General features: G+C 57.6%; 9 protein-coding genes and 1 pseudogene. 5 read left to right on the top strand and 5 right to left on the bottom strand.

Going from position 1 to position 9,794, the window contains the following annotated elements:
* Window positions 1-495, top strand: a pseudogene (locus JX325_RS18695) (replication initiation factor domain-containing protein); the annotation flags it as partial.
* 523 nt (window positions 496-1,018) lie between these two features.
* A complete protein-coding gene (locus JX325_RS08765; protein ID WP_204790781.1) occupies window positions 1,019-2,038 on the top strand; it encodes a tyrosine recombinase XerC in 1,020 nt (339 codons plus the stop codon).
* 42 nt (window positions 2,039-2,080) lie between these two features.
* Here JX325_RS08765 and JX325_RS08760 read toward each other — a convergent pair whose 3' ends face one another.
* The 3 genes from JX325_RS08760 to fba form a co-directional block, all read right to left on the bottom strand.
* Entirely contained in the window at window positions 2,081-2,581 is a 501-nt protein-coding gene (locus JX325_RS08760; protein WP_204790780.1) for an amidase domain-containing protein, read from the bottom strand.
* Window positions 2,582-2,635: 54 nt separating this feature from the next.
* Complete coding sequence (locus JX325_RS08755; protein WP_204790779.1) at window positions 2,636-3,475, bottom strand: AraC family transcriptional regulator; 840 nt, start codon at window positions 3,473-3,475, stop codon at window positions 2,636-2,638.
* A gap of 132 nt (window positions 3,476-3,607) precedes the next feature.
* The gene (gene fba / locus JX325_RS08750) at window positions 3,608-4,576 is read right to left on the bottom strand and encodes a class II fructose-1,6-bisphosphate aldolase (RefSeq protein ID WP_204790778.1); all 969 of its coding nucleotides are present in this window, start codon (window positions 4,574-4,576) and stop codon (window positions 3,608-3,610) included.
* Window positions 4,577-4,817: 241 nt separating this feature from the next.
* Here fba and JX325_RS08745 point away from each other — a divergent pair, with 241 nt between their 5' ends.
* Complete coding sequence (locus JX325_RS08745) at window positions 4,818-6,056, top strand: 6-phosphofructokinase (RefSeq protein ID WP_204790777.1); 1,239 nt, start codon at window positions 4,818-4,820, stop codon at window positions 6,054-6,056.
* Window positions 6,057-7,180: 1,124 nt separating this feature from the next.
* Here the strand turns inward: JX325_RS08745 and JX325_RS08740 are convergent.
* Together JX325_RS08740 and JX325_RS08735 are read right to left on the bottom strand one after the other, a co-directional pair.
* A complete protein-coding gene (locus tag JX325_RS08740; RefSeq protein ID WP_204790776.1) occupies window positions 7,181-7,735 on the bottom strand; it encodes an RNA polymerase sigma factor in 555 nt (184 codons plus the stop codon).
* A gap of 152 nt (window positions 7,736-7,887) precedes the next feature.
* Entirely contained in the window at window positions 7,888-8,658 is a 771-nt protein-coding gene (locus tag JX325_RS08735) for a type III pantothenate kinase (protein ID WP_204790775.1), read from the bottom strand.
* A gap of 150 nt (window positions 8,659-8,808) precedes the next feature.
* Between JX325_RS08735 and JX325_RS08730 the strand changes: the two genes are divergently transcribed.
* A complete protein-coding gene (locus tag JX325_RS08730) occupies window positions 8,809-9,339 on the top strand; it encodes a methylated-DNA--[protein]-cysteine S-methyltransferase (protein WP_204790774.1) in 531 nt (176 codons plus the stop codon).
* Window positions 9,336-9,671 (top strand): CPCC family cysteine-rich protein, encoded by a 336-nt coding sequence (locus JX325_RS08725; protein WP_243414006.1) that lies wholly within the window; start codon window positions 9,336-9,338, stop codon window positions 9,669-9,671. Before JX325_RS08730 ends, JX325_RS08725 begins: the two co-directional genes overlap by 4 nt.
* Window positions 9,672-9,794: the final 123 nt, after the last annotated feature.

The following is a 9,794-nucleotide window of genomic DNA, read 5'->3' as shown; positions in this document are numbered from 1 at the left end:
CTGGATATCCAGCAGCTTTTCCGCGACAGTGACAACCAGGACGGGGGACAGCAGTTTGTGAGTAAATTTCGCAAGTCAAGGATAGAAAAGGAGTTTAAGGACGGGTGGCCTGGAATCACAGTTTACCACGGCAGCAAGAAAAGCGCGGTCTTGATTCGCATTTATGACAAAGCGGCAGAACGGGGCTTGCCGGAAGACCAGCACTGGGTCCGGGTGGAGCTGCAGCTCCGGGACGGGCGGGCAGAGGCGTTCTGCTTTGACCCGGCTCCAATTGGCGTCCTGTTCCGGGGTGTGCTGGTGAACTACGTTCGCTACGTCGACGATCCAGAGACAGACAGCAACCGCTGGCGGTGGCCCATGAAAGATTACTGGGAAAATCTGATTGAGCAGGTTNGCCGGATTCGGCTCTATGTGAAGCCGGGAATAGAGTATAATATTCGACAGCTGGACACGTTTGTCTTTGAGCAGGCCGGAAACGCCATTTCCGCAGCTGTTGAAATCTACGGCGCGCCGTTCTTTCTGCGCAAAATTCAAGAGCGAAATATTTCGGAAAATCCAAAATACAGGAGGCTTGTGGAACAGTATGGCAAAAACAAATCAAAAGTGCGTCCGCCTCTCGGACCGGGTGACGAAGTACATAGAGCAATACCGTGGGGCCAATTTCTCGGAGAAGCTGGAAAACCTCGTCCTGGATATGGAGGAACGCCGGGACGAACTGGTTCAGGACTGGAACCAGCTCCAGGCGCAGATTTCGGACAAGCACCACGAGATGGTGATGATCCAAGACCGGGTGAAGAAGCTCCGTGAGGCGGACCGCCGCCTCGGGCCGCTGGTGGAATCTCTGCTGGACTTGATGCGGCTNCCGTGATATAATCTTTTGGAAACCGAAATACCATCAGGGAGGAGGCAAGGGAAAGGCATAAGCGATTGAACAAAATAAAAATTTTGTTCAATATAGGGGAGCATCCGGCCGTCATAGCTTTCTTTATCCCAATCTCAAGAAGTCTTTCCCAGATCCATGGTCGATTACCGTACTGAAGCTCCGCCGATCCTGCGGGACTTCCTCGCTTACCACGAAACCGTCAAGGCCCATTCCAAGCAGACGGTGGACGAATATTTCCTGGACTTGCGGAATTTCTTCCGCTATCTGAAGCAGACGCGGGACTCCAGCTTGTCCGGCTTGGCGCTGGACGAGATCGACATCAAGGACATCGATCTGGAATTTGTCTCCACGGTAACGCTGACGGATATTTATGGCTATATGACCTATCTGAGCCGGGACCGCGTTCAGCACCAGAACAGCCGGAATTCGGACTATGGGCTTAACACGGCCTCCCGCGCCCGGAAGCTGGCGACGATTCGGTCGTTCTACAATTACTTAACCAATAAAGCCCATCTTATTCGTGAAAATCCTGTCAAAGATATCGACTCGCCGAAGCTGAAAAAAAATCTGCCGAAATATTTGACCTTGGACCAAAGCATAGAGCTGCTGGACTCCGTGGACGGCAAGAACCAGGAACGGGACTATTGCATTCTGACGCTGTTTCTCAATTGCGGACTGCGGATCTCAGAGTTAGTCGGTTTGAACCTCCGGGATATTCAAGGAGAGTCTATCCGCGTCCTTGGCAAGGGCAACAAAGTCCGTATCCTCTATTTAAATGACGCCTGCCAGGACGCGCTGAACCGTTACCTGGCCATCCGCCGCCCCATTGCCGGACGAGATGCCAACGCGCTGTTTTTATCCTCCCGCAACGAGCGAATCAGCCGCTCCACGGTCCACGCCATGGTGAAAANACGTCTTTCCGCCGCCGGAATCGACGAAAGCGAGTATTCCTCTCACAAGCTCCGCCACACCGCCGCCACGCTGATGCTGCAAAATGGCGTAGACGTCCGGGCGGTCCAGGAGGTCCTAGGCCACGACCACCTGAATACGACGCAAATCTATACCCATATCGACAATGAATCTTTGCGAGTAGCTGCAAAGGCAAATCCCTTGTCAAAGATTAAAAATAGTAGGAAAAAGGATGATTCAAAGTGAGAAAAGCCGCCTCTAAAGAGGCGGCTTTTCTGAACAAAATTTTCAGGGCCGTACGACGCCGGTAATATGCAGGAAACGGATTTTCCGGTACTCATAAGTAGATAGCGGCCGGTAATCCGCGTCATAGCTGTGGGCGGCAATCAGGACGTTTTCCAGCGTCGCCGGGTTTCCCACGGACACCACAATGGGCGAATGCTGGAACTCCTCTCCTTTGAAGGAAAGCTGAACGATNTCCCCCGGCAGCAGGTCTTCCAATTGGCAGGGCTCTGCCAGCGGTCCCATAGAAAAGCTATCCCTTGNNAAGAAATTGTANAAGTACGGAACCCCTGTCCAGGACGGGGATTTCCGGTTGGCGTCAATATAGTACCAGCCATAAGTAGGCGTAAAGTTCATCACGCCGCTTCCGGCGTAGATGCACTGGGACGCAAAGTTTGTGCAGTCCCCTCCCAGATGCTNATAATCGTAAAAAAANGGGTTCCGTCCATAGGCCCACTGGTGAGCGTACAAAACGGCGGCTTCCCGGTCATATGGATGCAGCTGCATACCGCTTCCNTCCCCTTCCCTCTCAGAATATGCAGGGAGAGGTGGAAGGGTGCGTCAGCGCATTGTCACCGGCAGCCAGACCTGGAAGCGGCTTTCCTCTCCAGGCCGGTTCAAATAGACCTCAATGTCCGGCGCCTTGGCCCACCCATAGCCGGAATCCGGTAAATATTCCGAGACGATCCGCTTTTGAAGCTCCTGCATGGCCTCCGGCAGACGGCCCGTCCCGGCGAAAATCGCCCAGGTGGCGGCGGGCACCATCCATTCATGCATTCCCTCCGGGGCGGGGGCGCTGGAGGCCACAGCGATATAATAGAAGTTTTCCTCCTCGTCACAGGTGCACACGCCCAACATTCCGGCCGGCTCCCCGTTCATCAGCGGAACCAGCTCCGCTTGCCGCGGGCCGATCTCCGCCNAGAATTTCGGGACCACTTGAAAGCTCTTTTCCACGTCCATGGGCAGCGGCGTGCGGAAGCCCACAATGCGGAAAGCCTCCCGTTTTTCGATCTGATACTCCATTTCCTCGGCTCCTTTGAGTACAAATTTGAAGTGGATACTCGGAAAGGCTTTTAGCTTTACACCTTCTTGCTTTGCTTGGGATGGAGGCAGCTTGTGTACCGCCTGGAAGGCCCGGTTAAAGGCGGTAGGCGATTCATAGCCATAGCGCAGGGCCACGTCCAGCACTTTCTCCCCGTTTTGCAGATCCGCCGCCGCCCGGGTCATGCGCCTCCGGCGGATGTACTCGCCAAGCGGGATTCCGGCCAAGTAAGAAAACATCCGCTGAAAGTGGTAGGCGGAACAGCCCGCCAGCCTGCCAAGCTCCTTTGGGTCGATGTCCCTATCCAGGTTTGCTTCCAGATAGGCCAGCGCCTTGTTCCAGTCGTTCAGCCAATCCATACCATCCCCTCCTTGTCTCAAAAGTATACCGCGTTCTGCCGCCGCTGTCCTCTCTGTTTCCGTGCGGAAAAAAAGAGGTAAAAAGCGGAGGCGCTCCGCGCCTCCGCCTTTGGCCCGCTATGTGGAAATAAATCAGGCCTTGTGGTCGCAACCCAAGACGTCCACCAGCTTATGGCGGACCAGCTCCTTGATGTTGGCCCGGGCAGNCTTGAGGTACTGACGGGGATCAAAGTCGCCGGGATGCTCGTTGAAGTGCTGCCGGATGGTGCCGGTCATGGCCAGGCGCAGGTCGGAGTCAATGTTGATCTTGCAGACGGCGCTGCGGGCGGCCTGACGGAGCTGCTCCTCGGGGATGCCCACGGCGTCGGGCATCTTGCCGCCGTTGGAGTTGACCATCTTCACGTAGTCCTGAGGCACGCTGGAGGAGCCGTGGAGCACGATGGGGAACTCGGGCAGGCGCTTTACGATCTCTTCCAGGATGTCGAAGCGCAGCGGGGGCGGAACCAGGATGCCCTTCTCGTTGCGGGTGCACTGCTCGGGCTTGAACTTGAAAGCGCCGTGGGAGGTGCCGATGGCGATGGCCAGGGAGTCGCAGCCGGTCTTGGAGACGAACTCCTCCACTTCCTCGGGACGGGTGTAGTGGGAATCCTCGGCGGAGACGTTGACCTCGTCCTCCACACCGGCCAGAGCGCCCAGCTCCGCCTCCACCACTACGCCGCGGTCATGGGCGTACTCGACCACCTTTTTGGTGATTTCGATGTTTTCGGCAAAGGGCTTAGAGCTGGCGTCGATCATGACGGAGGTGANNCCGTCGTCGATGCAGGATTTGCAGGTCTCGAAGGTATCGCCGTGGTCCAGATGCAGCACGATGGGAATCTCGGGGCACTCGATGACGGCGGCCTCCACCAGCTTCACAAGATACGTGCGGTTGGCGTAAGCCCGGGCGCCCTTGGACACCTGGAGGATCACGGGAGCCTGCTCCTCGCGGCAGGCCTCGGTGATGCCCTNGATAATCTCCATGTTGTTGACGTTGAAGGCTCCGATGGCATACCCTCCGTGATAGGCCTTTTTGAACATCTCGGTAGAAGTGACCAGTGCCATAACAATCATCTCCTGACAAATTTTATTTGTCCCGCCTCCGGCCGGGCGGGAAAAAAGGCCCTGGGGCCCCTTTCCCCTCCTTCGCGGAGACGAAAACGATTTTCTTTTATGATAATATCACAAAAAAAATAAAATGCAAGTATTTACAATTCTTTTTTTGAATGGTATGATAAAAAATACCTTGGGCTCTGTCCCCTGGGCTTGAAATGGAAGAAAAAATTTTTTGAGGAGGCTGTTTCTCATGAGTGAATTGAAAGGCGCCTGCATCTTCGGCCAGTCCGGCGGACCCACTTCCGTCATCAACGCAAGTGCGTACGNCGTTATCCGCACCGCGCTGGAAAATCCCAATATCACCCGCGTCCTGGGCGCGGAGCACGGCATCAAGGGCGTGCTGAACGATCGGCTGTTCGACATGGGCGAGGAGGACCCCGCCGAGCTGGAGCTGCTGAAATATACCCCTTCCTCTGCTCTGGGCTCCTGCCGCTATAAGATGAAGGACCCGGATGTGGATGATACCGACTATAAGCGCATCCTGGAGATCTTCAAAAAGTACGACGTCCGCTACTTCTTCTACATCGGCGGAAACGACTCTATGGACACCTGCAACAAAATCAGCAAATACATGCAGAAGGTAGGCTATGAGTGCCGGGTCATGGGCGTGCCCAAGACCATCGACAATGACCTCTTCGGGACCGACCACTGCCCTGGCTTTGCTTCCGCCGCCAAGTATATCGCGACGAGCTGCATGGAGGTCTATCAGGACGCCCGGGTCTATGACACCGGCATGGTCTGCGTTATTGAAATCATGGGCCGTCACGCGGGCTGGCTGGCCGGCGCCGCCGCCCTGGCCACCGCCTATGGCGCGGGCCCCGACCTGGTGTACCTCCCTGAGGTGGACTTCGACATGGATCAGTTCCTGTCGGATGTAGACCGTATCTATAAGGAGAAGGGCAACTGCATGGTAGCCGTCTCCGAGGGCATCCACTACGCCGACGGTTCCTTCGTCTCCGAGGCGAAGACCTCCGCCACCGACGGGTTCGGCCACGCTCAGCTGGGCGGCCTTGCCGCCATGCTGGCGGATGCCGTGAAGCAGAAGACCGGCGCCAAGGTCCGGGGCATCGAGCTGAGCCTCCTCCAGCGCTGCGGCGCGCACCTGGCCTCCGAGACCGATATCGAAGAGTCCTTCATGTCCGGCAAGGCCGCTGTGGAAAACGCCGTGGCGGGCATCACCGACAAGATGGTGGGCTTTGAGCGGAGCTATGAGAACGGCCAGTATGTCTGCAAGACCAAGCTGCTGGGCCTGACCGACGTGGCCAACACGGAGAAAAAGGTGCCGCTGGAGTGGATCAACGCCGCCCACAACGGCGTGGAAAAACCCTTCATCGACTATGTCCTGCCCCTGGTCCAGGGTGAGCCCAAGCTGCCCAAGCAGGACTCCCTGCCCCGGTTTGCCAAGCTGAAGAAGGTTCTGGCGAAGTAAATTCCCGTATAGCTGAAAGCGCCCCGCTCATGCGAGCGGGGCGCTTTTCGTCTATTTCTCAATCCCGGACCAGGCCAGCCGCCACTGGTTATCCTGCCGGATCAGCTTCATGGTCAAATAGCAATAGCTCTCCCCTTCCTCGAGGTTCAAACGGTGCTTGACGGACACGATCGCAGAGGATGGGTCCTGATCATTGTCCGGCGCATAGTCTACGGAGGCAACCGTGAGGTGGTCCCAAACGTCCTCGCCGTATGCGTCCGCATCAGCGTCCTCTGCCAGCAAGTCGGAAACACCGGAAAGATCGTTGGACAGCAGCGCCGGGAACAGGCGCTCCGCCGTCTCGTAAAGGGAGCGCATCCATTCGTGGGCAATCCGGTCTAGAGGAACCACCCGGAAGCTGGAAACCATATCCCGGAACTGCGTGCCCAGTCCCTCCTCCGCCTCCAGGAAATAACGGGCGGTGAGGACGAAGGTCCCCCCCTGTCCGTCGTCCACAAACCAGAGCTCTGCCTGTTCAGAGTTCCAGTCTACGCCCGCACTGGCTCGGAGATAGGGATTCTTTGGCAGCACGGCGCTCTCATCATCCAAAGAGACGGTCTTGTAACGGTCTGCCAGAGCTTCCGCCGCTGTGTTCCTGGCCTCTTCCGGCGAAACTGCGGAAAGGTGGAAAATATCCAGGCCGCATTCCGGAAAATCCTCCGGCAAAGGATTGGTACTTCTAATACTGTAAAGCCCTTTTTCTTCACGGATAGCATATTGTTCCTCGTTGACATAAATGAGAAAATCCACTGCTTCCGCCGATTGGGGCGCGTAGCTCAAAAGGCGCAGGGCTCCAATGTCACTGCCCCCCTCCGGCAGGATGAAGCGCCAGCCGTCGGGGTCCGGTTTTTCCGTCTCCGGCGGCGGCACNGTGCCGGGCTCCACGGTTGCCGCCGGGTCCCGCGTCGTGCTGGGGGGCGGTGTTGTCCGCGGGAAAATACTGCGTCCCGCAATCAGAATCAGCGCGAGGCAAGCTGCGGCGGCCACGATGTATCCGAGCCCACGGCTTCCCCTGCGCCGCTCACTGCGGGCTATCAACTCCGGGTCCGCCCCGCCGATGGCGAGAAACAGCCGTTCCTGATTCTTCATAGCAAGCCCTCCTTCTCCAAATGACGCCGCAGCTTCTCCCGGCTGCGGAACAGGCTGGTCCGCACGGTAGCCTCCCGCATTCCATAGCGCCNGGCGATGTCCNCCATGGGCTCCGTAAACCAATAGCGCCGCAGGAAAACACTGCACTCCCGCTCCGGCAGGGTGCGGAGAAAGCGGTTTACCGCTTCTTCCAGTTCCGCCGCCTCCAAGGTCTGGAGGGTGTCTTCCGTTGAGGCGCAGTCCGCCAGCTCGTCCAGGACCAGAGGCAGCTCGCCTCTTCCCCGCTTCTCCGTATGTCCGGCCCGCCAGCGGGTAAAGGCCAGATTCCGGGTGATTTTTCCAAGGAACGGGGCCAGNNGGCCCGGCCGGTTCTCCGGCATGGCATTCCAGGCGCCCAGCCAAGTGTCGTTTACGCACTCCTCCGCATCCCGGCGGTCCGGCAGGATGTTCCGGGCAATGGCCCGGCAGTAAGCGCCGTATTTCTCCCCAGTCCGCTGGATGGCCTCCGGGTTCCGGGACCAGTACAGATCTATAATGGCATGGTCTTCCATATCCTCTCCCCTTTCATGATTGGTGGAAGGGCCCTTCGTTCATATAGACGGGAAAAACAGGCGGGCGTTCCCTTTAATTTGCGAAAAACCGTCCGCCTGTTGGCGGACGGCGAAAACCTTTGGACAGCAACACATAGAAAATTCTCCTGCCATCAGCTGTTTTTCTGGTAGATGGTCCAAAGCCCGTTCATCAGAAGGAACTTGTCGTAGAGAATCTGGTTCCGGCAGTAGCGCACAATCACAGGGGCGTTTCCCCCGGTGGCGACAACGCTGACCTCCCGGCCCGGGAACTCCTCCCGGATGCGGTCGATGATTCCATCCAGCATTCCGGCGGTTCCGTAGACAATGCCGGAGCGCAGGCAGTCCTCGGTGTTTTTTCCGATCAACGCCTTGGGATGCTGAAGGGAGATGTCCGGCAACTGGGCGGCCCGTCGGCTCAGGGCTTCCAGGGAGACGTTGACCCCCGGCAGGAGAAGGCCCCCCNCGGAGGTCCGGCCTTCGGNGATGACCCCGATGGTAGTGGCCGTCCCCATGTCGATGGTGATGATGGGAGGCGTGNATTTCTCCAGCGCCGCCNCAGCATCCGCCACGATATCGGCCCCCACCTGGGTCTGGACCGTCAGGCGGATGTTCAAGCCGGTCTTCACGCCGGGGCCGACAACCATGGGCGGCTTGCCCAGAAGGCGGGTGAGGGCCTTTTCCATCATGAAATTCAGCGGAGGGACAACACTGCACAGGATAGCNCCGGTGACATCCCTGTAATTGAAATGATACAGCGTAAAGAGGTTCATCAGGTCGATGCTGATCTGGTCTGCGGTCTTCCGGCTGTCCGTGTCCAAAGAGGCCAGAAAGCGAAGGGTTTTGTCCTTGTCGAAAAGGCCCACGGAGGTATTAGAGTTGCCTACATCAATGGCAAGCAGCATGGGAAGCGCTCCTTTCGTTCCGGTTCTTGCACATTTTTTATTATATAGTAGCACGAGTCGGGCCGTCTTGCAAGAGCGGCCCAAAAATGTGCTTGCAGCCATACGTTTGTTCTGGTACAATGAGAGCATCAAGCGAAGGGAGAACGCTCCATGACTTATTTGACGAAGCTGGCCTCCCCCATGGGCCCCCTGTCCCTGGCCTCTGACGGGGACAGCATCCTGGGCCTCTGGCTGGAGGGGCAGAAGTATTTCGCCGCCGGGCTGGAGTCGGAAACCGAAGAGCGGCCGGATCTGCCGGTTTTCCTTCAAGCGTCAGCGTGGCTGGACGCCTATTTTGAAAAGCGGGACCTCCCTCCCCTGCCGCCCCTGGCTCCCAAGGGAAGTGCGTTCCGGCAGAGGGTATGGAAGCTGCTGCTGGAAATTCCCCTTGGAGAGACTGCTACCTATGGAGGCTTGACGGAGAAGTTAAAAGCCTCCGGCATCCCCGCCTCTCCTCAGGCGGTGGGCGGTGCGGTGGGGCATAACCCCATCTCGATTATCATTCCCTGCCATCGGGTGGTAGGGGCGGACGGCAGTTTGACGGGTTACGCCGGAGGTGTGGAGAAAAAGCGCTTTCTCTTGGAACTGGAAGGCGTCGATTTATCCCGGCTTTACACGCCTAAAAGAGGGACGGCGCTGTGAGGGAAAAGCGGATGTTCCTTCCAACGTCGGTCCACGAACGGGCCCCCGCTCCAGGCCAAATGCCGCCGGAACCGCCGCCCGCACCGGGAAAATTCCCCTGTCCCTGCTGCGGCTGCAAAACCTTCCCCGTTCCCAAGGAGGACGCCCTCGCCTATATCTGCCCGGTGTGCCTCTGGGAAAACGACGTGTTTGATCCCGGCGAGGACCAGCCCAGTGATGAAAACCGCGGTATGACCTTGGCGGAAGGGCGGGAGGCTTACAAGAAGCTTGGCGCCGTCCGGGAGGAATTTTTGAAATATGCGCGGAAGCCCCTGCCGGAGGAGCTCCCATAAGCAGAAAAACGGGCATGGAAAACCATGCCCGTTTTTGTTATAATTATAGAAGCTGTACCAATAGGCTAAAACCGCTTGAGTAAAGTGCTGAAAGCAGCAATGGTGCAAACAGCTTGTGCAGAA

This window comes from Oscillibacter sp. CU971, assembly GCF_905219725.1.
Taxonomy (GTDB): Bacteria; Bacillota; Clostridia; order Oscillospirales; family Oscillospiraceae; genus Oscillibacter.
Note: the sequence above shows the minus strand (reverse complement) of the source record. Positions and strands in the feature narration are given on the sequence as shown.

Bases quoted from the DNA above. Each gene is read 5' to 3' on its own strand.
- JX325_RS08730 (WP_204790774.1), top strand. From the start codon at position 8,809: ATGACTTATTTGACGAAGCTGGCCTCCCCCATGGGCCCCCTGTCCCTG.